19 protein-coding genes are annotated in these 24,307 nt (G+C 69.3%); 12 read left to right on the forward strand and 7 right to left on the reverse strand.

Annotated elements, in window-relative coordinates:
• Both GZ64_RS19245 and GZ64_RS0117230 read right to left on the reverse strand, forming a co-directional pair.
• Positions 1–388: hypothetical protein (locus tag GZ64_RS19245; protein WP_197020543.1), on the reverse strand; the 388-nt coding region annotated here is incomplete at its 3' end.
• Between the two features lie 145 nt (positions 389–533).
• Complete coding sequence (locus tag GZ64_RS0117230; RefSeq protein ID WP_029260665.1) at positions 534–2,006, reverse strand: MATE family efflux transporter; 1,473 nt, start codon at positions 2,004–2,006, stop codon at positions 534–536.
• 155 nt (positions 2,007–2,161) lie between these two features.
• Between GZ64_RS0117230 and cycA the strand changes: the two genes are divergently transcribed.
• Positions 2,162–3,631, forward strand: a complete 1,470-nt coding sequence (gene cycA, locus GZ64_RS0117235; protein ID WP_029260666.1) for a D-serine/D-alanine/glycine transporter — start codon at positions 2,162–2,164, stop codon at positions 3,629–3,631.
• A gap of 111 nt (positions 3,632–3,742) precedes the next feature.
• On the opposite strand, the gene GZ64_RS0117240 is transcribed toward cycA, so the two are convergent.
• From GZ64_RS0117240 to GZ64_RS0117255, 4 genes are all read right to left on the reverse strand, one after another.
• A complete protein-coding gene (locus GZ64_RS0117240; RefSeq protein WP_029267911.1) occupies positions 3,743–4,210 on the reverse strand; it encodes a DUF2871 domain-containing protein in 468 nt (155 codons plus the stop codon).
• A 142-nt stretch (positions 4,211–4,352) separates the two neighbouring features.
• The gene (locus GZ64_RS0117245) at positions 4,353–4,976 is read right to left on the reverse strand and encodes a response regulator (protein ID WP_029260668.1); all 624 of its coding nucleotides are present in this window, start codon (positions 4,974–4,976) and stop codon (positions 4,353–4,355) included.
• Positions 4,973–6,280 (reverse strand): sensor histidine kinase, encoded by a 1,308-nt coding sequence (locus GZ64_RS0117250; RefSeq protein WP_029260669.1) that lies wholly within the window; start codon positions 6,278–6,280, stop codon positions 4,973–4,975. The genes GZ64_RS0117245 and GZ64_RS0117250 overlap by 4 nt, the downstream gene beginning before the upstream one ends.
• Positions 6,246–8,381, reverse strand: coding sequence for an MMPL family transporter (locus GZ64_RS0117255; protein ID WP_029267913.1), 2,136 nt, complete (start codon positions 8,379–8,381; stop codon positions 6,246–6,248). Before GZ64_RS0117255 ends, GZ64_RS0117250 begins: the two co-directional genes overlap by 35 nt.
• Before the next feature lie 230 nt (positions 8,382–8,611).
• On the opposite strand from GZ64_RS0117255, the gene GZ64_RS0117260 reads away from it, so the two are divergent.
• The 9 genes from GZ64_RS0117260 to GZ64_RS0117300 all read left to right on the forward strand — a co-directional run bounded on the left by GZ64_RS0117260 (position 8,612) and on the right by GZ64_RS0117300 (position 18,558).
• On the forward strand, positions 8,612–9,598 hold the full coding sequence (locus GZ64_RS0117260; RefSeq protein WP_029260671.1) for an aldo/keto reductase: 987 nt from the start codon (positions 8,612–8,614) through the stop codon (positions 9,596–9,598).
• Positions 9,599–9,628: 30 nt separating this feature from the next.
• A complete protein-coding gene (locus GZ64_RS0117265) occupies positions 9,629–10,282 on the forward strand; it encodes an IMPACT family protein (protein WP_029260672.1) in 654 nt (217 codons plus the stop codon).
• 70 nt (positions 10,283–10,352) lie between these two features.
• The gene (locus GZ64_RS0117270; protein ID WP_029260673.1) at positions 10,353–11,285 is read left to right on the forward strand and encodes a DnaJ domain-containing protein; all 933 of its coding nucleotides are present in this window, start codon (positions 10,353–10,355) and stop codon (positions 11,283–11,285) included.
• Between the two features lie 128 nt (positions 11,286–11,413).
• Positions 11,414–12,403 carry a LacI family DNA-binding transcriptional regulator gene (locus GZ64_RS0117275; protein ID WP_029267915.1) on the forward strand — a complete coding sequence of 330 codons (990 nt, stop codon included), beginning with the start codon at positions 11,414–11,416 and terminating at the stop codon, positions 12,401–12,403.
• A 95-nt stretch (positions 12,404–12,498) separates the two neighbouring features.
• Positions 12,499–13,761: an ABC transporter substrate-binding protein gene (locus GZ64_RS0117280; RefSeq protein WP_029267918.1), complete on the forward strand. Its 1,263-nt coding sequence runs from the start codon at positions 12,499–12,501 to the stop codon at positions 13,759–13,761.
• Positions 13,762–13,777: 16 nt separating this feature from the next.
• The gene (locus GZ64_RS0117285) at positions 13,778–14,662 is read left to right on the forward strand and encodes a carbohydrate ABC transporter permease (protein ID WP_029260676.1); all 885 of its coding nucleotides are present in this window, start codon (positions 13,778–13,780) and stop codon (positions 14,660–14,662) included.
• Positions 14,659–15,501 carry a carbohydrate ABC transporter permease gene (locus GZ64_RS0117290; protein ID WP_081859796.1) on the forward strand — a complete coding sequence of 281 codons (843 nt, stop codon included), beginning with the start codon at positions 14,659–14,661 and terminating at the stop codon, positions 15,499–15,501. Before GZ64_RS0117285 ends, GZ64_RS0117290 begins: the two co-directional genes overlap by 4 nt.
• 29 nt (positions 15,502–15,530) lie before the next feature.
• Complete coding sequence (locus GZ64_RS0117295) at positions 15,531–16,514, forward strand: glycoside hydrolase family 130 protein (protein ID WP_029260678.1); 984 nt, start codon at positions 15,531–15,533, stop codon at positions 16,512–16,514.
• 4 nt (positions 16,515–16,518) lie between these two features.
• Positions 16,519–18,558, forward strand: a complete 2,040-nt coding sequence (locus GZ64_RS0117300; RefSeq protein WP_051668196.1) for a hypothetical protein — start codon at positions 16,519–16,521, stop codon at positions 18,556–18,558.
• Positions 18,559–18,638: 80 nt separating this feature from the next.
• Here the strand turns inward: GZ64_RS0117300 and GZ64_RS19545 are convergent, their stop codons facing one another.
• The gene (locus tag GZ64_RS19545) at positions 18,639–22,151 is read right to left on the reverse strand and encodes a DUF7507 domain-containing protein (RefSeq protein WP_051668198.1); all 3,513 of its coding nucleotides are present in this window, start codon (positions 22,149–22,151) and stop codon (positions 18,639–18,641) included.
• A 192-nt stretch (positions 22,152–22,343) separates the two neighbouring features.
• Here GZ64_RS19545 and GZ64_RS0117310 point away from each other — a divergent pair, with 192 nt between their 5' ends.
• Both GZ64_RS0117310 and GZ64_RS0117315 read left to right on the forward strand, forming a co-directional pair.
• Complete coding sequence (locus GZ64_RS0117310) at positions 22,344–22,766, forward strand: Fur family transcriptional regulator (RefSeq protein ID WP_029260681.1); 423 nt, start codon at positions 22,344–22,346, stop codon at positions 22,764–22,766.
• A gap of 66 nt (positions 22,767–22,832) precedes the next feature.
• Complete coding sequence (locus GZ64_RS0117315) at positions 22,833–24,284, forward strand: catalase (RefSeq protein WP_029260682.1); 1,452 nt, start codon at positions 22,833–22,835, stop codon at positions 24,282–24,284.
• Positions 24,285–24,307 lie beyond the last annotated feature (23 nt).

The raw sequence follows: 24,307 nt of genomic DNA on the forward strand, positions 1-24,307 counted from the left end.
TCGACGTCGCTGCGACGGGCGTCTTCGACGTCGCCGTGACGGGCGTCTTCGACGCGGGAACCGCCTTCGGCAGCTCCTCGACCGCGCGGTCGGCACGTTCCACCCCGGCCGCATTCACGATCGCGCGCACGACGCTCCCGACGATCAGCATCGCCGCCAGCGCCGCGCATGCCACGATCAGCGGCGTCCACTCGCGCGCGAAGGACGCCGCGAAGCTCATCAGCGCGCCCACGATCCACAGACCCACCGCGCCCCCGGCGAGCCCACCGGAACCCCGGACGATCGCGACCGCCGCGACGATCGCGAAGATGACGGCGAGCGCCGCACCCACGTAACCGATCGGCACCATCACCGCAGCCAGATCACTGGCCATTCTCAATGTCGTCATGACGACCCCCCGTCAGTGGTTACTCCACTCATTCGACATTAGAAGTGTCCCCCGGAATGGGCATCCGCCTCAAGTGCGACTCGCATCATCCTGAAGGCGGATATCTGTACGGACCGGCACAGTCGGAAAGACAGCGGCGCGGCTGTCAGCGACGACGTGGCCACCGCAGGCGGCGCGCCCGCACGACCCGCACCGGCTGGGTGACGACCGCGTCCACGACCATCGACCCGTCGGTCGGTCCGACGATCGCGATGGCCGAGGTCTCCGTCGCCTCCGCGGGGTCGATGGGCAGCCGTCCGAGAGCGCGGTGGGCGCGGATGTACGCGGGGACGAGCAGCACGATCGCTCCGAGCCAGGCGAGCGGGTTGCTCAACGCGACACCGTCGAATCCGATCCATGCCCCCAGCACGATCGCCGCGCCCACGCGCATCACGAGCTCGATCACGCCGGTCACGGTGGGCACGAGCGTGTGACCGAGTCCCTGAAGAGCGCCGCGCAGCACGAACAGCATGCCGAGCGCCCAGTACCCGCAGCCGTTGATGATGAGCATCCGATGCGCGTCGTCGACGACGACGTCGGATCCTTCGCCGATGAACAGGCGCACCATCGGGGCGCCGAATGCGACCAGCAGGGCACCGAGGACCACACCGGCGGCGACCGCCATCCAGGTCGCCTCGACCACACCGCGACGGATGCGGTCGGGCCGACGACCGCCGTGGTTCTGCGCCGCGTACATCGAGACGGCGAGGCCGAGAGAAGACAGCAGCGCGACCGCGAGGCTGTCGACGCGCGAGCCCGTGGTGTAGGCCGCGACCGCGTCGGCGCCGAGGGTGTTCAACGCGACCTGCACCGTGAGCGTGCCGATCGCGATGATCGACGCCTGGAACCCCATCGGCAGGCCGAGTCGCAGGTGCTCGGCGATGTCGTCACGGGTGATGCGCCAGTCGGCTCGGCGCAGGTGCAGCATCGGCAGGCGCCGACGCACGAACTCCAGGCACAGCGCCACCGAGACGGCCTGAGCGACGACCGTGGCGAGCGCAGCTCCCCCCACTCCCCATTCGAGGGGCCCGACCATCAGCACGACGAGGCCGACGTTGAGCGCACACGACACGGTCAGGAACACCAGCGGCGTCTTCGAGTCGCCGATCGCACGGATGATCGCGGACAGGTAGTTGAAGAACATCGTCGCGCTCGCGCCGAGGAAGCTGATCTGCGTGAAGATCGTCGCCTCGGCCATCAGCTCGGGCGGCGTCTGCAGCAGCGACAGGATCGGGCCGGCGAGGAGGGGCGCGCCCACGGTCAGGATGACGCTCGTGATGGCGCTGAGCAGTACGCCGGTCGCGACCGATCGGCGCACGGCCGCGTCGTTCCTCGCGCCGAATGCCTGGGCGATCGGGATCGCGAAACCGCTCGTCAGCCCCCAGGCGAACCCGAGCAGCAGGAACAGCAGGCTGCCGGTCGCTCCGACGGCGGCGAGCGAGGTGACGCCGAGATGCCGGCCGACGACGATGGCGTCGGCGAACTGGTACAGCTGCTGCACCACGTTGCCGAGCAGGAGCGGGATGGAGAAGGCAAGGATGACGCGCCACGGACGGCCCGTGGTGAGGGAGGTGGCCATGAAGGAGCGGCTCGCAGAACTGAGGGGATGATCGGGGGTGCCACCAGCTTATCGAATCGATTCGGCGGGCCGGAAGACCGGAACTCGATTCTGGACTGGGCCCCTCCTCCAGGTACCGTCGGACGGCAACCGTCGACGAGGACCGGAGGAAGAAAGTGACGAAGCAGCACACGGGGGGAACCGGACGCGAGCGCGACACCGCCGCGGACGGAGAGGAACAGCATCTGCGGCGAGCGCTGAGCAACCGCCACATCCAACTGCTCGCGATCGGCGGGGCCATCGGCACCGGGCTGTTCATGGGCAGCGGCAAGACCATCTCGGTCGCGGGCCCCTCGGTGATCTTCGTCTACATGATCATCGGCTTCATGCTGTTCTTCGTCATGAGGGCGATGGGCGAGCTGCTGCTGTCGAACCTGAAGTACAAGTCGTTCAGCGACTTCGCGAGCGACCTGCTCGGCCCGTGGGCGGGCTTCTTCACGGGGTGGACCTACTGGTTCTGCTGGGTGGTCACCGGCGTCGCCGACGTGATCGCGATCGCGGGATACACGGATGCGCTCATCCCCGGAATCCCCCTGTGGATCCCCGGCGTGCTGGTGATCGTCATCCTGCTCGCCCTGAATCTCCCGACCGTCGCCGCGTTCGGCGAGATGGAGTTCTGGTTCGCGCTGATCAAGATCGTCGCGATCGTGGCGCTCATCATCACCGGACTCGTGATGATCTTCACCGGATTCCAACACGACGCCGGCACCGCGAGCTTCTCGAACCTGTGGGACAAGGGCGGCATGTTCCCGCACGGATTCATGGGTTTCGTCGCGGGCTTCCAGATCGCGGTGTTCGCGTTCGTCGGCATCGAGCTCGTGGGCACCGCAGCGGCGGAGACCAAGGACCCGAAGCGCAACCTGCCCAAGGCCATCAATGCGATCCCGATCCGTGTGCTGCTGTTCTACGTGGGCGCGCTCATCGTGCTGATGGCGGTCACCCCGTGGACCGAGTACGTCGCCGGCGAGAGCCCCTTCATCGCGATGTTCGCCCTCGCCGGACTCGGCATCGCCGCGACGGTGGTGAACCTCGTGGTGCTGACCTCCGCCATGTCGAGCGCGAACTCCGGCATCTACTCGACCTCGCGCATGGTGTTCGGTCTCGCACAGGACGGCGACGCCCCGCGCATGTTCGCCCGCCTCTCGCGCCGCCGGGTGCCGCAGAACGCACTGTTCCTGTCGTGCATCCTGCTGCTCTCCGGCGTCGTGCTGCTCTACGCGGGCAAGGACATCGGCACCGCGTTCGACATGGTGACCACGGTCTCGGCCCTGTGCTTCATGTTCGTCTGGACGATCTTCCTGTGCAGCTACCTCGTGTACCGCCGCACCCGCAAGGACAAGGTCGCCGCGTCGACCTTCCGGCTGCCCGGCGGTGTGTTCATGGTCTACGTGGTGCTGGCGTTCTTCGTGTTCATCCTGTGGGCGCTCACGACCCAGCCCGACACGCTGACCGCGCTGCTCGTGACGCCGATCTGGTTCGTCGTGCTGCTCGTGGCCTGGCTGTTCGTGCGCCGCTCCCCGAACCACCTGGCCCGGCACGCGGCGCACATCGCGCACCTCCGCGACGACTCGGTCGAGGCGGACTGACTCCGGCCTCGGGCGGTCTTCCTGTTCACCACTCAGGAACTTCGTCGGGCACCGGACCGGATCACGGGGACACGGCTGTCCGGCCCTGACGTTCCTGAGTGGTGAACGCCGTCAGGCCGAGACGGCCGGGGCGGCGGCGGCCGGGGCGGCGGCGGCCGGGGCGGCGGGCTTCGTCGCGAACAGACGCTTCCGCAAGGCGAGGAACAGCAGCACCATACCGGCGCTGAGCAGGATGTGGCCCAGCCCCGCGATGCCCGCGATCATGCTCGACGACTCCTGCCCGAGCACCGTGAGGCAGCCGTGCCAGATCATCATGGCCGACGTGAGCACCAGGCCCGCGTTGTACAGCCAGAAGAACCAGCCGAACAGGCGGCTCTCGGAGAGCGCGAACGCCTTCTCGAGGAGCAGGACGATCAACAGCACGATGAAGCCCAGCACGAGCAGGTGCGTGTGCACGAGCCCGAGCTGCGTCGCCTCCCCCTCCGGGAAGCCGTTGATCTTGGTGAACTCTCGGTAGAAGAGTCCGGAGGCGACGCCCGCGATCATGGAGGCGAACGCGGCGGTGAAGAGTCTGCGCATCGGGAATCCTTTCGGTCTGATTCCAGCCTCGGCGTCGCGGCCGTTCCGGGGATCCATCGAACGGTTGACAGGGTCCGGCCCCGCACACGCGGCCCGCGCCAGCGGGCGACTCGGAGCAGACCGGACTCGGAGCAGACCGGACTCAGAGCAGACCGGACTCGCGTGCGATGGCGATGGCACGCGCCCGGTTGTCGGCGCCGAGCTTCTCGAACACGTGCACGAGGTGGGTCTTGACGGTGGCCTCCGTCACGAACAGCGTCTTGGCGATCTCGCGGTTCGACGCCCCGGTGTCGAGCAGCCGGAGCACCTCCAGCTCACGGCCCGTCAGCCGCACCCGCGGCGCGCGCATGACCTGCACCACCCGCTCACTGAGCTCCGGGCTGAGCACGAGTCCGCCGGATGCGGCCTGCCGGATCGCACGCACGATCTCGTCGGGGGCGACATCCTTGAGCAGGTACCCCGCCGCTCCCGCCTCGATCGCACCGAGGATCTCGGCGTCGCGATCGAATGTCGTGAGGATCAGGACGGCCGGGGCCGGATCCTGCGTGCGCAGGGCGGCGGTCGTCTGCACGCCGTCCATGCCCTCACCGAGCCGCAGGTCGCACAGCACGACATCGGGATGCAGGTGCCGAGCGAGAGCGAGCGCCTCTTCTCCGGACGCCGCCTCACCGACCACCTCGACGTCGTCACGATGGTCGAACAGCGAGCGCACACCGGCGCGGACGATGGGATGGTCATCGACGAGCAGCACGCGCACCGGGGTCATCCCTGTTCTCCGTTCCGTCGCCCCTGAGCGGCGCGGCCCAGAGGGATGTGCGCCGAGAGCGCGGTGCCGTCGCCCGGGGCGCTCTCCACATCGAGCCCTCCGCCGAGCTCCCGCAGGCGCGCGCGCATCGAACGCAGTCCGTAGCCGCCGCCGCGGCTGCCGACGCCGCCCTGGGCGTCCCAGTGCCGGGCGTCGAACCCGATCCCGTCGTCGACGATGTCGAGGCGCACCGCATCGCCGGCATCGGCCAGGGTGACCACGACACGGGAGGCCGATGCGTGGGAGCGGACGTTCGCGAGGGCCGACTGCGCCGTCCGCAGCAGGGCCACCTCGGCATCGATGCCGAGCGACGGCAGGTCGTCGTCGGCGTGCAGAGCGGCCTCGATCCCGGTCTCCTCGGTGAGGCGCTCCAGCATCCGGGCGAGGGCGTCGCCGAGCGCCGTCGACTCCAGCTCCGCCGGCGCCAGGGCGTTCACGATGCGCCGAGCATCCGCCATCCCCTCCGCAGCCAGGGCGCCGATCTGCTCGAGAGCGCGCGTGCGCTGCGACGGATCGTCGACCTCCAGGGCCGAACGCGCGAGCATCCCGATCGACGACACGCTCTGCGCGACGGTGTCGTGGATGTCGCGCGACACCCGGGTGCGCTCGGCCGTCGCCCCCGACTCGCGCTGGGTGCGGGCGAGCTCGTCCTGCAGGGCTGCCATCTCCTCCTGGGTCGCAACCAGCGAGGCGATCAGCCGACGGCGCTCGCGCCCGTCGCGGACGAGCTCGAGGTACCCGCGCGAGATCCCCAGCGCGAAGACGCCGCCCACGAGGGGACCGATCACGTTCGCATAGGTCGTGGTGCCGGTGTGCAGCAGCGGAGCGGTCACCACCACGGCGAGGACCACGACGCTGAGCAGCAGCGCCCACCGCAGGCGCATCACGAATCCGGCGAGCAGCCACAGCGGGAAGGCGAGCCACACGAACTCCGGCGAGACCACGACCGCGCCGAGCCAGATGAGGGTCAGCCCGAGCAGCCACCAGGTCGCGAGGCGACGGTCGGCGGTGCGTTCGCCGAGCAGCAGACCGCCGCCGTACCAGCCGAGGAAGACGAGCGAGAGGGCGAGGACCCACGGCAGCGGCACACCGTCCGCCGCGGCGCGCCACGCACCGACCACGAGCAGCACGACCGTGATGACGGCCTGACCGATCCGGATGGAACCGACCAGGCTCGCCCACGTGCGCGGCGCGCGGATCCCGGCCGCGGAATCGACGCGGCCGGAACGCTCAGTCCGCGTCTGCGGAGATGGCGACTGCGGCATCTTCGTATTCTCCCCCGTGCGGCCGGTCTCCGTGTCGATCCGCGTGTCGATCCCCGCGGGATCCCGCACCCCCGGCCTTCCGCGGCCACCACATCCGCTCGCCGACGATCGCGAAGATCGCCGGGACCACCAGGGTGCGCACGACGAAGGTGTCGACGAGCACGCCGATCCCGACGATGAGGCCGATCTGCCCGAGCGTGACGAGGGGCAGCAAGCCCAGCGCGGCGAACACGGCCGCGAGCACGACACCGGCGCTCGTGATCACGCCGCCCGTCGCGGTGAGGGCGCGCACCATCCCCTGCCGCGTGCCGACCGTCCGTGCCTCAGTGCGCGCGCGATGGACGAGGAAGATCGTGTAGTCGATCCCGAGCGCGACCAGGAACAGGAACGACAACAGGGGCACCTGGAGGTCGAGCGCGTCCCACCCGAACACGACCCTGCTCAGCCACGTGCCGGCACCGATGGCCGCGACCGCGCTGAGGATGTTCACCGCGAGCAGCAGCACCGGCGCCACCAGGGAGCGCAGCAGCACGATCAGCACGAGCAGACTGACGGCGAGGACGAGCGGGACGACCAGCAGCAGGTCGCGCCGATTGCCTTCGCGCGCATCGAGATCCGCCGCCACCGGGCCGCCCACCACGGCGTCGGCATCCGGCACCGTCTGCACGGCCTCTCGTACCGCGCTCACCAGGTCGAGGCTCGCGGGCGTTCCGGGCGCCGGCTCACCGACGACGAGCAGACGGGTGAGCGCTCCGTCGCTGCTCTCCCCGGTCGCCGATACCCGGAGCACACCCGGCACGTCGTCGATCGCGGCGACCAGCGCATCGGCCTCCGCCGTATCGCCGATCACGATCATCGGCTGCGCCTCCCCGGCCGGGAAGTGATCGCCGAGCACCGTGAGACCTGCGGCCGACTCGGACACGACACGGAACTTCTCGACCTGGGTGAGCCCGACGGACGCTCCGGCGAGCCCACCGGCGAGAACGCCGAGCAGCGCGAGTCCGCCGACCAGCGGCACCCACGGGCGCCGGGAGACGCGGTGAGCCACCGCACCCCACACGCGGCCCGTGGCCGCGACATCGCCCACGCGCGGCGCGAACGGCCAGAACAGTCGACGGCCGCACACGGCGAGCGCCGGTGGCAGCACCAGGAGCACGGCGGCGAGCGCGATCAGCAGGCCCACGGCAGAGGCGATGCCGAGCCCGCGCGTTCCCGGGATCACCGCGAGGGCGAGAGTCGACAGCGCCAGGACCACGGTGACGTTCGAGGCGACGATCGCGGGGGCGGTGGCACGCCAGGCGGCGACCAGGGCGCGGCGATGATCGGTCTCGCGGGCGAGTTCTTCGCGGTAGCGCGAGATGAGCAGGAGGGCGTAGTTCGTTCCGGCACCGAAGACGAGCACGCTCACGATCCCGGAGTCGAACTGCAGCCCGAGCCCGGCGCCGATCGCCGCGGTCGCCTTGTTGGCCAGCTGATCGGCGAGGGCGACCACGATGAGGGGGATCATCCACAGCACGGGCGAGCGGTACGTGACGATGAGCAGCAGGGCCACGATCCCGAGGGTCACCATCAACAGCGTGAAGTCTGCGCCGTCGAACGCGGAGGCGACGTCCACACCGAACGCGGGCCCGCCCGTGACCTGCACGTGCATCCCGTCGAGGGGGTGCTCGGCCACGGTGTCGCGCAGACCGTGCACGGCCTCAGCGGCGGCGTCGTCGTCCACCGTCAGCGTCGCCTGGATCACCGCGGCCTCGCCGTCGTCGCTGACGATCGGACCGTGGGGTGCGTGCCCGGTCTCCGCTTCGACTTCGCCCGAGAGCGCACCGAGGGCGGCGAGGTCGGCATCGCTGAGCTGCGCGTCGTCGTCACGGGAGGCGACCAGCAGTACCGTGTGCTCGTCCGCGTCGGGGAACTGCTCGGCGAGGAGCGCGGCCTGCGCGGATTCGGAATCCGGCGGAGCCACGTCGTTGCCTGCCGGGACCGATGCCCGTCCGAGCGCGCCGAGGAGGGCGGTGAACGCGACCGCCGCGATCAGCAGGGAGATCCATCCCCCGCGACGAGAGGTGAGCCACAGCGGAAGGGAGCGGAGGGTGCGGAGCATGACTCCAGTCCAGCCGCCCTCATCCTCGACCGGATCGCGCAGGGGGCGGAGACGGGTCTCCACCCTTCGATGGATCCGCGCGGCGCGCAGGAGGGTCCGGCAGCGGCCTCCTGCCGAGAGAGGGGCTCCCGTCAACGGGGTTCCACCAGACCCTCCCCCGTCGCCGCACGTGCGCGTAGCGTCGGGTCCAGGCCGCCGATCCGTCCGCGGCCGCGACGAAAGGACCACTCATGCACACGCGCACTCTCGGACAGGGCCTTCAGGTCTCGGCGGTCGGACTCGGCTGCATGGGCATGTCACAGAGCTACGGCCCCAATCCGGGTACCCGCGACGACATGATCGCGGTGCTGCGCTCGGCGGTCGATCACGGCGTCGACTTCTTCGACACCGCCGAGGTGTACGGACCGTATGTGAACGAGGAGCTCGTGGGCGAGGCACTCGAGCCCATCCGCGACCGGGTCGTGCTCGCGACGAAGTTCGGGTGGGATATCCAGGACGGCAAGAGCGTCGGCCTGAACAGTCGACCCGAGCAGATCCGCCGGGTGGCCGAGGCATCGCTGCGGAGTCTGCGCTCCGATGTGATCGACCTCTTCTACCAGCACCGTGTCGATCCCGATGTGCCGATCGAGGACGTCGCCGGCACGGTCGGCGAGCTGATCGCCGAGGGGAAGGTGCGCCACTTCGGGCTCTCCGAGGCGTCGGCCGAGACGATCCGCCGCGCGCACGCCGTACATCCCGTCACCGCGCTGCAGAGCGAATACTCCCTGTGGACCCGCGACCCCGAGGCGGAGATCCTGCCGGTGCTCGCCGAACTCGGCATCGGATTCGTGCCGTTCAGCCCGCTCGGCAAAGGTTTCCTGACCGGCACCGTCGACACCGCGTCCGACTTCGCGGCCGGCGACATCCGCGCCACGATTCCGCGCTTCACGGCAGAGAACCGGGCCGCGAACCAGGCGCTCGTGGCGCATGTCGCGCAGTTGGCCGCCGCCAAGGACGCCACGGCCGGCCAGATCGCGCTGGCCTGGCTGCTCGCCCAGCAGCCGTGGATCGTGCCGATCCCCGGCACCCGGCGCACCACCCGCATCGCGGAGAACGCCGCGAGCACGGCCGTCGCACTCTCGGCCGACGAGGTCGCCGACCTCACTGCCCTCGCGACACGCATCGGCGTGAGCGGTGACCGCTACAACCCGCAGCAGATGGCGTTCGTCGATGGTTGAGCCTCCCGCGGCATCGGTATCGTGAGGCGGGTGACCGCCGCCCGCAGCTACCCCGCGACCATCGCGTCTGCCGTCGAGCATGAGACCGTCATCCGCAAGTCACGCTTCCTCACGCGGATCGAGCCCGTCACCTCGGTCGAGCAGGCCGAGGCCGTGATCGCCGGCATCCGCAAGAAGGCGTGGGATGCCAACCACAACTGCACGGCGATGGTGACGGGTCTGCTCGGCGAGCAGGCGCGGTCGTCGGATGACGGCGAACCGTCCGGCACCGCGGGCATCCCGATGCTCGAGGTGCTGCGTCGGCGCGGACTGACCGACGTGGTCGCGGTCGTGACACGGTACTTCGGCGGGGTGAAGCTCGGAGCGGGTGGCCTGGTGCGTGCCTACTCGTCAGCGGTGTCGGAGGCACTCGACCTGGCCGCGCTCGTGCGGCGGGCGGCATTGCGCCAGGTGACGTTCGAGGTTCCGCACGCCGACGCCGGCCGCTACGACAACCTGCTGCGCGAATGGGCGGCGCATCACGGCGCGACGCTCGGCGAGCCGACCTACGCGGCGACAGCCACGCTCGAGCTGTGGGCACCGGAGCCGGAGCTCGCGCACCTCGCGGACGACCTCGCCGCCGCATCGGGCGGCGGGATCGCACCCGTTCTCGGCGTGGAGCGCATCGTCGACGTGCCCGCCTGACCCCCCCGGCATCGGGAGAACCACAACGGCCGCCGGATATCCTGGATGCCGCGGTCGCGGAGGGAGAGCGATGTTCGACAGTCCGCTCTCGGCTTCGGCCTACGAGATCCTCGACGTCGACCCCACGGTCGACGACGTCGAGTTGCGCCGCGCCTATCGCCTCCGCCTCCGGCAGACGCACCCCGATACCGGTGGAGATGCGGCGATGTTCATCCAGGTGCAGCGCGCGTGGGAGCTGGTCGGCACCGTCGAGAGCCGCGCCGCCTACGACCGCCGCTCCGGTGTGGCAGGAGCGACGGCCGCCGAGCCCGGGACCGAGTGGAGCGGATGGCGCCCGCCCGCCGCCCGCACCGACACCCGTCCCCGCGCCCGGTCCTACGGGCACCCCGGCGGCTGGCGCCGTGAACGCTACCTCGTGCTCATTCGCGAATGGGCCGGCCGCGGCGTCGAGGTCCCCGATCCGTATGACCCCGCGCTCGTGCGCTCGGCTCCGCGTGACCTGCGGCGGATGCTCGCCGACGCGCTGGCGGAGGAGGCCACGGCCCGCACGGTCTCCGACCTCGGCATGGGCTTCACGGTGTGGCACGACGTCGCGGTGGGAGCGGATGCCGACGACAAACTCGACCATGTGGTGCTCGGCCCGTCCGGACTGTACGGCGTGATGTCGGAAGACTTCGGGGGTGTCGTGGGCTTCCGCCGCGGCGAGATCACCGGCCCGAGTCTGGGCACCCGCGCGCCGGTCACCGCTGCTCTGCGTCGGATGCGCACCGTCGCGAAGGCCGCGCGCGTGCGCTTCGGCGGGGCGATCATCGTGCTGCCCGACGACGACCTCGCCCAAGCCGTCACGCCGCTCGGCACGAGCCGCGGAATTCCGGTCGTCGTGGTGCGACGCAGCGCTCTCGCGATGGTGCTGCGTCAGGGTGTGCCGCAGGCGCGGGCGATCGGGGGCAACGAGCTCTTCGACGTGCGCACCCGCCTGCAGCAGACCGTCCGCTTCGTCTGAGCCCGCGCTCGCCGAGCGTCGTCGCACCGCGGTCGTACCGTTGACTTCCGAAATCAAACCGGTTTACACTCATCAAACCGGTTCACCGATGAGCGCATCGGAGCGTCCGGAATCCACGAGGAGGTGGCATGAGCCGCACGACCATCGCCGATGTCGCTCGCGAAGCAGGCGTCACGAAGGCCACGGTCTCGCACGCCCTGAGCGGCAACCGCCCGATCTCCGACGAGACGAAGGCGAAGGTCCTCGCAGCGGCCGAGAAGCTGAACTGGGCGCCGAGCCAGAGCGCACGGGCACTCGCCACCCGTCGAGCCAACGCGGTCGCCGTGGTGCTGGCCCGCGACCCCCAGGTCATCGCGAACGATTCCTTCTTCCCGGCCTTCATCGCCGGCGTCGAGTCGGTGCTCGCCGAGACCGAGACGGCACTCCTGCTCCAGGTCGTCCCCGACCGCGACGCCGAGGAACGGGCCTACCGCACGCTCACCCACGGCCGCGCCGACGGCGCCCTCCTGCTCGACCTGCGCACCGACGACTGGCGTGTGCCCTTCCTAGACGACCTCGGACTGCCCACCGTGCTGGTGGGCGCCTATGACCAGCCGACCGGGTTCTCGTGTGTGCGAACCGACGACACCGCCCCGGTCCGCGAGATCATCGCGCACCTCCGGGCCGCCGGGCACGAGCGCATCGCCCACATCTCCGGGCCGCTCGAATACGTGCACTCGAAAGCGCGTGCAGACGCCTATGTCGCGGCGATCGGCGACGACGAGCTGCTCCGCGAGGGCGACTTCACCGCCGCGAGCGGGCGCACCCGCACCGCCGAGCTCCTCGCCCTGCCCGACCGCCCGACTGCGATCCTCTACTCGAACGACACCATGGCCATCGCCGGGCTCTCCTACGCCCGTTCCCAGGGCCTCTCGATCCCGCAGGACCTCGCGATCTCGGGCTTCGACGACGACCACCTCTCCGCCCACCTGTCTCCGGCGCTGACCAGCGTCTCATCCGACCCCGCGGCCCGAGGCCGCGCCGCCGCCCGCCTCCTGCGGGCAGACATCCTCGGGGCGCGGCCGCGCACCGAGATCGTCGACTGCAACGTCGTGCACTTCCGGGAGAGCACCAGCTAGTAGACATCCGTATCACCGCAGCATCACCACCGCAGCATCACCACCGCAGCGTCACCACCCGCAGCGTCACCACCCGCAGTGTCAAGGAGGACACCATGAAGAAGCTCCGCGCAATCGCCTTGATCGGCGCCACCGCTCTCATCGCCACCGGATGCTCGGCCGGAGGCGGCGGCGAAAGCTCAGCCGACGGCACCGGCCCCATCAGCATCTGGCTCTCCAACAACGAACAGGAACTCGCCTGGGGCACCGCCGTGGCCAAGGCCTGGAACGACGAGCACCCCGACGAGAAGGTCAAGGCGCAGGAGATCCCCGCCGGCTCCTCTTCGGAAGAGGCGATCACCGCCGCGATCACCGCCGGCACGGCTCCCTGCCTCGTCTACAACGTGGCCCCGGCCGCGGTCTCGGGCTGGGTCAAGCAGGGCGGACTCGTCGACCTCAGCAAGATCGACGGCGGCAGCGACTACATCACCGAGCGCGGTGGAGAGGTCGACGCCTACGCGAGCGACGGCAGCTTCTACCAGCTCCCGTGGAAGTCGAACCCCGTGATGGTCATGTACAACAAGGCGCTCTTCCAGGCCGCAGGGATCGCCCCAGAAGACCCGCAGATGAACACGTACGACGCGTTCCTCGAGGGGTCGCGCGCGATCGTCGCCTCCGGCGTGCAGAGTGCGATCTGGCCGGCGCCGACGAGCGAGTTCTACCAGCCGTGGTTCGACTTCTATCCGCTGTACCTGGCCGAGACCGACGGCACGATGCTCGTCGAAGACGGCAAGTCCACGTTCGACTCGGATGCCGGGCGCACCGTCTCGGAGTTCTGGAAGACCTTCTACGACGAGAAGCTGTCGCCGAACGAGGCGTCGACCGACGACGCGATGTCGGCAGGTACCACTGCCATGCAGCTCGCCGGCCCCTGGGCGATCCCCTCCTACGCCGACACCGTCGACGTAGGCTTCATGCCGGTGCCCACCAGCGACGGCCGAGAGACTCCGACGACCTTCGCCGACTCGAAGAGCGTGTCGATGTTCACGGCCTGCAAGAACCAGGGCACCGCGTGGGAGTTCCTGAAGTTCTCCACCAGCGAGGACAGCGACGGCCAGCTGCTCGAGGCCACGGGGCAGATGCCGATGCGCACCGGACTCACCGACACCTACGGCGACTACTTCGCTGCGAACCCGAACTACGTGGCCTTCGCCGAGCAGGCTGAGAAGACCGCCGACGTGCCCAGCATCCCCAACTCCGTCGAGGCGTGGCAGGCGTTCCGCGACGAGTACTCCTCCGCCGTGATCTTCGACAAGGAGTCGATCGACGACTTCCTCGGGAACGCGGCGAAGAAGATCGACGCGCTCGTCGCCGAGTGACACCGTGACCGATGAGATGCGGCCCCGCACCCGCTGGCTGGGTGCGCAACCGATCGGCGGGCTGTTCGCGCTCCCGTACTTCGTGTTCGTGATCGCGATCTTCGCGTATCCCCTTGCGTTCGCGGTCTACATCGCCTTCCACGACTACTTCTTCACGGCTCCGGGCACCGAGGTCGATCGCCCGTTCGTGGGCTTCGACAACTTCGTCACGGTGCTCACCGACCCGCGGGTGCTCGGGTCCTTCCGCAACACCCTGATCTTCCTGGTCATCAACGTGCCCCTCACGGCCGTGCTCTCCCTCGTGCTCGCGGCGGCCCTGAACACCGGCATCCGGTGGGTCGCGGCGTACCGGGTCGCGTTCTATGTGCCGTATCTGACCGCGAGCGTCTCGCTCGTGGGCGTGTGGATGCTGCTGTTCTCGGGCAACGGGCTGATCAACACGATCCTCGGCCCGCTCGCCCCCGATCCGTCGTGGCTCGTGAACAGCGGACTCGCGATGCCGATGATCGCGTTCTACGTGACCTGGAAGCAGCTCGGGTTCTACATCCTGCTGTATCTGGCCGCGCTGCAGAACGTGCCGAAGGAGCTGTACGAGTCGGCCGAGACCGACGGTGCCGGAGTGCTCTCGCGCTTCCGACACGTCACGATCCCCGGCGTGCGAAGCGCCACGACCCTCGTGCTGATCCTGTCGATCATCACCGGCGCGAACCTCTTCACCGAGCCGTACCTGCTCACCAACGGCGGCGGCCCTGACGGCGCCTCGACCACCCCGGTCCTGCTGATCTACCAACTGGGCATCCAGCAGCAGAACCCCGACACCGCAGCGGCCATCGGCATGATCCTCGTGATCCTCGTCGGCATGCTCTCGCTGGCGGCCAACCGCGCGACCAGGGAGCGATGATGCGAAAGAAGCGTTCACTGCCCCGCATCCTGAGCATCATCCTGCTCACGATCGCGGCCATCGGATTCGCCTTCCCCTTCTACTTCATGATCGTGGGGGCGTTCCAGGAGAGTCCGACGAACTCCCCGAGCGAACTGTTCCCGACGAGCGGGTGGACTGTCGACAACTTCGTCGCGATCGACTCGCGCATCGACCTGGTCGGCTCGCTGCTGAACTCGCTGATCTTCACGGCGGGCGTGCTGCTGGGAACCGTCGTGTTCGGGCTGCTCGCCGGCTACGCGATCGCCCGCCTCGACTTCCGCGGCCGAGGCGTGATCTGGGTGCTGATGCTGCTCGTGCAGATGGTGCCGTTCCAGCTGCTGATGATCCCCCTCTACGTGCAGATCACCCGCAACTACGGCCTCGGCGACTCGTACATGGGCATGATCCTGCCGTTCCTGATCAACACCACGGCAGTGTTCATCTTCGTACAGTTCTTCAAGGCGCTGCCGGTGGAGATCTTCGAAGCGGCGCGGATCGACGGTGCGGGCGAGATCCGCCTGCTGACATCCGTCGCGATCCCGCTCATCCGCCCCGTGCTGGTGACGGTCGTGCTGGTCACCTTCATCGGCCCCTGGAACGAATTCCTCTGGCCCTTCCTCATCACGAAGGATGCGAGTCTGCAGCCTCTGGCCGTCTCACTCGCGAACTACATCTCCAACGTGGCGCAGTCCACGGCCAACCCGAACGGCGCGATCCTCGCCGGCGCCACGGCGCTCGCGTTCCCCGTCGTCATCCTGTTCGTCGTCTTCCAGCGCTTCTTCAAGGCCACCGACCTCGGCGCGGCCGTCAAAGGCTAGCCCCCATCCCCCAGTCAGAAAGGGCCCCCATGTTCTCCGGAGCCTCCTTCCCCCTCGGTCCGTTCACGCCCTTTGAAGGCAACCCCATCCTGCGTCCGCGCGGCGACAGCTGGGAGTCGGCCAACCTCTACAACCCGGCGGCCATCGTCGACGGCGATGAGGTCGTGCTGCTCTACCGGGCGCACGCCGACGACATCATCTCCCACATCGGCATCGCCCGCTCCCGGGACGGGGTGACCTTCACCCGCGAGGACGCGCCGATCCTCTCCCCCTCCGAGGACTACGAGACCTACGGATGCGAAGACCCGCGCATCGCGCTGATCGACGGCACCTACTACCTCACCTATACGGGCTGGGACCGCCGCAGCGCGCAGCTGTGCCTGGCGACCTCGACCGACCTGCGCACCTGGACCAAGCACGGTCCGCTGTTCGACGACTTCGACACGTTCAAGACCATGGACCCGCGCGGGTTCAACTGGTCGAAGGCCGGGGTCATCGTTCCGCAGCGGATGCACGGGAAATGGTGGATGTACTTCGGCGAGGGCGCGATCTACTGGGCGACCAGCGACGACCTCATCCACTGGAGGCCGGGCACGCCCGACACCGAGCCGATGTACTCTCCGACCCCCGGCACCTGGGACGAGGCGCTCGTCGAGATCGGCGCCTCCCCTGTGGTCACCGACAACGGATTGCTCCTGTTCCTCACGAACGGCGCCACCCGCACCGTGCACGACGACGGCACCGTCGACGTCGACTACCGCTGCGGGCAGATCGCGATCGACCCGGACGAGCCGACGAAGGTCATCGCCCGCCTGCAGGAGCCGTGGCTGCGCCCGCAGACCTTCGAGGACATGCACGGACTCGTCTCTAACGTGACCTTCGTGGAGGGGCTCGTGAAGTTCCACGGGAAGTGGTTCGCGTACTACGGGCAGTCCGACACGACGCTGGCGGTCGCGATCCACGATCCGGCCGAGCCGTGGGGTCGCGCACTGCGCGACGGCGGAGAGGCGTGATGACGTGGACGCCTCCCGACGCACGTTCCTGACGTTCACGGCAGCAGCCTCCGCGCTCGCCCTCCTCCCCGTCGACGCCGCCATGGGCACGACGAACACTGCGACCGGCACGGCGACGCCGCCGCCGCTCGAGACCGCGCGCCGGCCACGGCTGACGAACCTCGCCCACCTGCGATTCCTCCTCGCCGATGTTCCCGTCGTCGCGAGCGCGACCCACACGACGTTCGGGATCGAGACGAAACCAGCGGTCCGTGCGCCCTGGACCTACGCCGACACCGACGGTTCCGGCGGCTATCGACCCGTGGGCGGCGGCACCCGCGATGCGCTGACCGGATACTGGTCGCAGGGCGCGTACAACGCCGACGACATCGCCCGCGCCGCCGTCGTGTTCGTCCGCGAGTGGAAGGCCACGGGCGACGCGCAGAGCCGCGACGAGGCCAGAGACGTGCTTCGTTCGCTCGCCTTCCTGCAGACGACTTCCGGGCCGAATGCCGGACGCGTGGTGCTGTGGCAGCAGGAGGACGGCACCCTGACCCCCAGCGCCGTCCCTGTCGAGCTGCCCGACCCCTCGGACTCGGCGGAGTCGTACTGGCTCGCCCGCTCGGTCTGGGCCTTCGGCGAGGGCTATGCGGCCTTCCGTCGCGATGACCCGGAGTTCGCGGCGTTCCTCCTCGCAAGGCTGCACCTGTGCCTCGATGCGCTGGGTCTCGAGTCGCTCTCCCGCGCCGGCCAGTGGGTGAGAAGCGATGGGCAGAGGCTCCCCGCCTGGCTGATCGCCGGAGGAGCGGATGCGACGGCCGAGGCCATGCTCGGTCTCGCTGCCGCCACCGAGGCCGGGGACTCCCGCAGCAGGACAGCTCTGCAGTCGTACGGCGAGGGCGTGGCCGCGATGTCGACCGACCCCGCGCGGGGCTGGCCGTTCGGCGCCGTGCTGCCGTGGACGGGTTCGCTCGGGTTCTGGCACGCATGGGGTGCGGCGGCGCCGGAGGCACTGGCCAGAGCCGGAGCGCTGCTACGGCGTCGGGACTGGTCGGCCGCGGCGCTCTCGGACGCCGGACGCTTCACGCCGCAGGTGCTGGCTTCGGGCGGGCCCCACAACGCGTGGGCGCCGCTTCCCGCCGAGGCGCAGATCGCGTACGGCGCGCACGGCCGCGTGGCCGGCGCACTCCAGGCATCCACGGTCGGAGGGGAAGGCCTCGGCGTACTCGCCGGACTCGCCGCAGGATGGTTCTTCGGCGCGAACACGGCCGGCATCCCGGTGTACGACGCAACGACCGGGGTCACGTTCGATGGGGTCGAGACCGACGGACGGGTGAACCGCAACTCGGGCGCAGAGTCGACGATCCATGGCCTGTTGACGATGCAGCTGCTCGACGCGAACCGCGACGTGGCCGACCTGGCAACCTCGATCACCGGCCTCACGGCGAACACCGGTCTGCGCGTCATCGAGGCCGAGACCGCGCGACTCTCCCCCGGATGTGTGGTCGAGCGACCGGACGGCGGGGCATGGACGGGCGAGGGAAATCTGTCCGGCGGCGCATACGTGCGCATCCCCCGCGGTGAGTGGGTCGAGTTCGACGTCACCGAGTCCGGCGGCATCCTGCACGGTGTCGTGTGGCGACAGGCGGCAGATGCGGGCGAGGCCGAGTGGGAGGTCCTCCGCGGACGCCGCCGACTGTGGAAGACCCGCACCGCGGCCGGTTCGACCGGAGACCGCGGCCTCACCGAGGCCGACGGGATGCTCGTGCCTGAGCTCCTCGGTGGCGATCTGCCGGAGGCGGCGGTGACGGTGCGCTGCACGAGTCGCGGCGATGTGCGCCTCGATGCCCTGCTGATCCAGCCGCGGATCGCGAGCGCGGTGTATTCGACGCGCTCGGGCTCTGCCGTGCTCTACGCCAACGGCACGCGCCAGGATCAGCGGGTCCCACCGCTCGCGCCGGGCACCGGGCGCGCCTACGACGCAGACGGCTCGCCGCGCGGCGACGCGGCGCAGAGCGGGAAGGTGCGGGTGCGGGGTACCGGCTTCACCGTGACGCGCAGCTGACGCGCACGCTCGGCCGATCTACGCCGACCATGACAGTGCCCCGACGAGCATAAGAGCTCGTCGGGGCACTGTCGGTTGCGCTACTCCTGCGGCTGTCGACGACGGCGGATGGCGGGGAGGAGCATCCCTCCAGCGAAGAGCATCAGTCCCCCCAGCAGCAGACCGGCCGAAAGCACTCCACCGGTCACCGCCAGTGTGGGCGGCGGCGGCGGGAACACTCGCGTGGTCGTCTCAGACGGAGGCGGAACGATCGTCCCTCCCCCGGGCGGGACGCCTGTGGCGGTGGCCACGTTCCGCACCTGACCCCTCTCGACGTCGGCGGCGGTGACGGTGTGCGGCGGCACCGTGCAGGTCATCTGCACCCCGGAGCCCAGACTCGTCGACGGACACGTGACCGGCCCCGCGGTGGGGTCGGTCACGACGATGTCGTCGATGGTCTGTGCACCGGTATTGGTCACGAGGATCGTCCACTCGATGCGGTCACCGGGATCGATGACGCCGTTGCCGTTCACATCGACCGGATTCGCGCGCTTCTCGAGGGTCAGCGCGTTGGGCCCGTCGAAGGGGACCTCGACCGTCGACGGCGGCGAGACCGGAGGCTGCCCCGAGGGCGGAGTTCCGGTCGCGACGGCCGTGTTCGCGAGCAGGCCCGAGTCCACGTCGGCCTGCGTCGTCTGGTACTGCGCGGTGCAGGTGATGATCTGGCCCGGCAACATGCTCGCGGCACCCACAGGGCATTCGATGGCGGACAGCGATCCCGACCCGGAGAAGGCGGTCTCATCGACCGTCACGTCTTCGAGCGTGACGTTTCCGGTGTTCGTGACCACGAAGGAGTATGCGATGGTCTGCCCCACCGCCGTCATGGTCGCCGGCGTGGCCGACTTCACGATGCTGATGCCCGGGGCGGGATCGATGGGAACCTCGGTCTCCGAGGGCGGCGAGACCGGCGGGACGAGCGTCCCCGGGGGCGTTCCGGTCGCGGTGGCGCTGTTCGTCACCCGGCCCGCGTTCACATCGGCTTGGGTCAGCACATACGTGGCGGTGCAGACGATCTGCACGCTCGGGGCGAGCGACGCCGCGCCGGCCGGGCACACGACGGGCGACAGTGTGCCGGTCCCGGAGAAGCTCTCCTCATTCACCGTCACGTTCGCGAGGGTGACGTTGCCGGTGTTCGTGACCACGAAGGAATAGGTGATCTCCTGGCCCACCTGGTAGGCGTCCGGCGTGTTCGGGCTCGCCGATTTCACGACCGTGATCCCGGGCACCGGGTCCGGCGGGACGACGACGGTCGACGGGGGCGACACCGGAGGCTCTCCGGTCGGCGGCGTGCCCGTACCGGTCGCGGTGTTCGTGACACCCCCGGCATCGATGTCGGCCTGGGTCACGACATACGAAGCCGTGCAGGTGACGGTCGCGCCCGCGGCGAGCGATGCCGCGCCCGCGGGGCACGTGACCACGGGGGGTGTCCCCGTTCCGGTGAATGCCGTCTCCGTCACCGTCACACCCGTGAGTGTGACGTTTCCGGTGTTCGTCACCAGGAACGAGTAGTTGATCGTCTCGCCCGCTGCCGTGATCCGCGTGCGGTCGGCGGTCTTGGACACGGTCAGCGCCGGCGCCGAGACGACGGGGATCTCGACCGTGGACGGCGCCGACACGGGCGGAGTGCCCGAGGGCGGGGTTCCCGTCGCGGTGGCGGTGTTGTCGAGGGAATCGGCGGTGTAGTCCGCAGCGGTCGTCGTGTACGACGCGGTGCACGTGATCTGTGCACCCGGGATCATCGACCCGGCACCCGCGGGGCACGTGATCGCCGGAGAGGCACCGGTTCCGGAGAACGCCGTCTCATCGACCGTGACGTTCGTGAGGGTCACGTTGCCGGTGTTGGTGACCACGAAGGAGTAGCCGACCGCCTGACCCGCTGCCGTGATCTCGGAGGTGTCGGCGCTCTTCACGAGGGTGATCGCGGATGTCGCCGTCGACGGCACGTTGACGGTGGAGGGCGGGGAGACGGGAGGCACGAGGATGCCCGGCGGGACACCCGTCGCGGTGGCCGTGTTGGTGAGGGTCCCGCTGTCGATGTCGGCCTGGGTGAGGGTGTAGCTCGCGGTGCAGGTCGCCTGCGCCCCGGGAGCCAGCGGTGTCGTCGGACACACCGGGGTGGTCATGCTCCCCGAGCCGGTGAAGGCGGTCTCGTCGACGCTGATGTCGGCGAGGGGCACGTCACCGGTGTTGGTGACCACGAAGGAGTAGTCGATGACCTGTCCGACCGTGAAGTCATCGGGCCCCGACGGCGATGCGGACTTGAACAGCGAGATCCCCGGGTTCGCCGCGGCGATGGTGAGGGCATAGTCCTCCACCTCGCCCACCCCTCCCGCGCCCGTGGGCATGGAGGTGGTCAGGGCGGTGCCGCTGGAGATCCGGAACCGCGCGAAGGTCGGTCCCGCGACGGTCTGTGCGATGATTCCCGGCCAGGTGAGCGTGACCGAGGATCCGTCGGGCGTTCCCGCCGGGACCACCGCGGATGCCCCCTCGTTCGCGTCGAAGACGCCGTTGCGGTTGAAGTCGACCCAGCCGACCAGTGTCGCCGGCTGACCCGGCACCTTGTTCGACGCCAGCACCGACACCGAGTAGCTGCTGGTGATCCCTGCGGTGATCGGCCCGAACGTCGCGACGCCGTTCTCGTCGTCGATGAACTGGTTCGGCGCGGTGCCGCCGACCTGATCGTCTCCGGTCGCGTTCGCGCTGTACTGCATCGCCGCCTCGGTGTCGGCTGACCACCCGAGGTAGGTGGCGGCATTCAGCTCGTGGGACACGGCCCCGTAGCCGGCCGGGGCATCGCCGTAGTCGTCGGGGATGGTGGCGCAGGAGGGCGCGAAGCCGTCGATGCCCTCGCCGCCTCCCTGCGCACGGTAGCCGCGCACGAGGATGTCGCTGGTCCCGGTGGTGGCCGCAGGCCCGCAACGTGGCGTCGGGGTATCCAAGCCGCCGGTCGTGTTGAAGTTCTCACCGATGGTGAGGACGGTGGGCGTGGCGGCGAGATCGATCCGCAGCTCGCCCGCCGCGCTGAAGGTCATCGGCCGGCAGGTGATCTGCACCGATGAGGGCCAGCGGTTCGTGCCGTCGCCGACGAAGGTGGTCCCGGTGATGCGGTGCACGAAGGTGTTGGCGGGGCACACGCCGGTCTGCACGTTGCCACGGCTCTCGTTGTAGACGGGACCGGCGATCCACGCGGGGTTCACGGTTCCCGTGACGGTCCCGGCGTTGCTCACGGTGATCGTGGAGCACTGGATGCTGAAACGCACGAGGATCGAGTTGGCGTTGGACGGAGAGTCGGCCGTGCGGTTCTCCGTCTGCACGCCGGTGAGCACCGAGTTCGACGGACACTCCGTCGGCGCGACGAGGTCTTTGTCGGATCCGACCGTGGCCGCTTCCGTGGAGGGTCCGAGATACAGCTGGGCGGCATCGCCCGGAGCCGCCGTGGCGGGCGACGCGGGCACGATCAGCGCGGTGAGCACGAGCGTCAGCAGTGCGGCGACGGCCCAGGGCTTGCGACGGTCACGGCTCGTACGACCATGATGAGTGGCTGGATTCCGCATGGGGTCGCCCTCCGTTTTCTCAGCGTCACCGGAAGCTGAGACTTTGCTCACAGTAGCCGACGAATCCCCTGGGTCCAACCCCTTTTTTTATGCTGCGACCTCGGTGAAATCACCTCGACCCACCTCGATCCCTCCGCGGCATGCCGGAATACTTTCTTTTGAGTTATTCAAATGAAGAGGTATGCTCGATGGATGGAGACAGAACTCGACTCGGCGCTTCGCGTTGCCGGGTTGCGCGCGACCGCGGGCCGCGTCGCCGTTCTCGAGGCTCTCGACTCCATGGCCCATTCAGACGCGGAGCGGCTCTACCGTGCCGTGTCTGAGGTGCTGCCGACCACGTCGATCCAGTCGGTGCACAACATCCTCGCGGACCTGACGACGGCGGGCCTCATCCGCCGGATCGAACCGGCAGGCTCCGCGGCGCTCTACGAGCGGCGCATCAACGACAACCACCACCACGTCGTCTGCACCTCCTGCGGTGCCATCGGCGATGTGGACTGCGTCGTCGGCGAAGCGCCGTGTCTCACCCCGTCCTCGACGGGGGGATTCACCGTCCAGACAGCCGAAGTCACCTTCTGGGGCCTCTGCCCCAGTTGCCAGAACGCCGCGCAATAGCAGTCCGCCGATCGCCCGTCCCCGGATGGGGGTAATCGTTGCGCCTGCGCGGAGAAGGAGAACACCATGACGAAACCTGCCACCACCACGCAGGCCGGAGCCCCGATCGCGAGCGACACGCATTCGCTCACGGTCGGCGCCGACGGCCCCACCGTCCTGCACGATCACTACCTGGTCGAGAAGATCGCGGCCTTCAACCGCGAGCGGGTGCCGGAGCGCAACCCGCACGCGAAGGGCGGCGGCGCGTTCGGCGAGTTCGTCGTCACCGAAGACGTGTCGGCCTACACGCGCGCGGCCGTCTTCCAGCCGGGTGCGGCCAGCGAGACCCTCATCCGCTTCTCCTCCGTCGCCGGGGAGCAGGGCTCGCCCGACACCTGGCGTGACGTGCGCGGGTTCTCGCTCCGCATGTACTCCGACGAGGGCAACCTCGACATCGTCGGCAACAACACCCCGACGTTCTTCCTTCGCGACGCGATCAAGTTCCCGGACTTCATCCACTCGCAGAAGCGCCTCGGCGACTCGGGTCTGCGCGACCCCGACATGCAGTGGGACTTCTGGACGCTGTCGCCGGAGAGCGCCCACCAGGTCACGTATCTGATGGGAGACCGCGGCCTGCCCCTCAGCTGGCGGCACATGAACGGCTACGGCTCGCACACCTACTCGTGGGTCAACGCCGCAGGCGAGGTGTTCTGGGTGAAGTACCACTTCATCTCGCAGCAGGGCGTCGAGGCGATGAGCAACGAAGAGGCCGAGCAGCTCGCCGGGTCGGACGCCGACCACTACCGGCGCGACCTCTTCCGGTCGATCGCCGACGGCGAGTTCCCGAAGTGGGACCTGTACGTGCAGATCATGCCCTACGACGAGGCCAAGGCTTACCGGTTCAACCCGTTCGACCTCACCAAGACCATCTCGAAGAAGGACTACCCGCGCATCAAGGTCGGCACGCTGACGCTGAACCGCAACCCGGAGAACTTCTTCGCACAGATCGAGCAGGCCGCCTTCTCGCCGGGGAACCAGGTGCCGGGCACCGGCATCTCCCCGGACAAGATGCTGATGGGGCGCATCTTCGCCTACCCGGACGCGCAGCGCCACCGCATCGGCCCGAACTACAACCAGCTGCCGGTGAACCAGCCGCACGCGAGCGAGGCGCGCAACTACCAGCACGAGGGCTCGATGCGCTACCAGTTCAACGACGCCGCGCACCGCACCTACCAGCCGAACTCCTATGGAGCGGCAGGAGGCCCGGAGGCCGACCCGTCGAAGGGCATCGAGGTGAACTGGGAGGCCGACGGCGAGATCCAGCGCTCCGCCGCGACCCTGCACCCCGAGGACGACGACTTCGGGCAGCCCGGCACGCTCTACCGCGAGGTGTTCGACGCCGAGCAGCGGGCACGTTTCCTGGAGACGCTCACCGGCCAGGGGCGTTCGATCACCGTCGACGCCATCCGCGAGCGCTTCTTCCAGTACTGGACGAACGTCGACGCCGCACTCGGCGCCGCGCTGCGCGACCGCGTCTGATCCTCGCGATCACCGGAACGGAA

The organism is Microbacterium sp. Cr-K32, assembly GCF_000708345.1.
GTDB classification, from domain to species: domain Bacteria; phylum Actinomycetota; class Actinomycetes; order Actinomycetales; family Microbacteriaceae; genus Microbacterium; species Microbacterium maritypicum_A.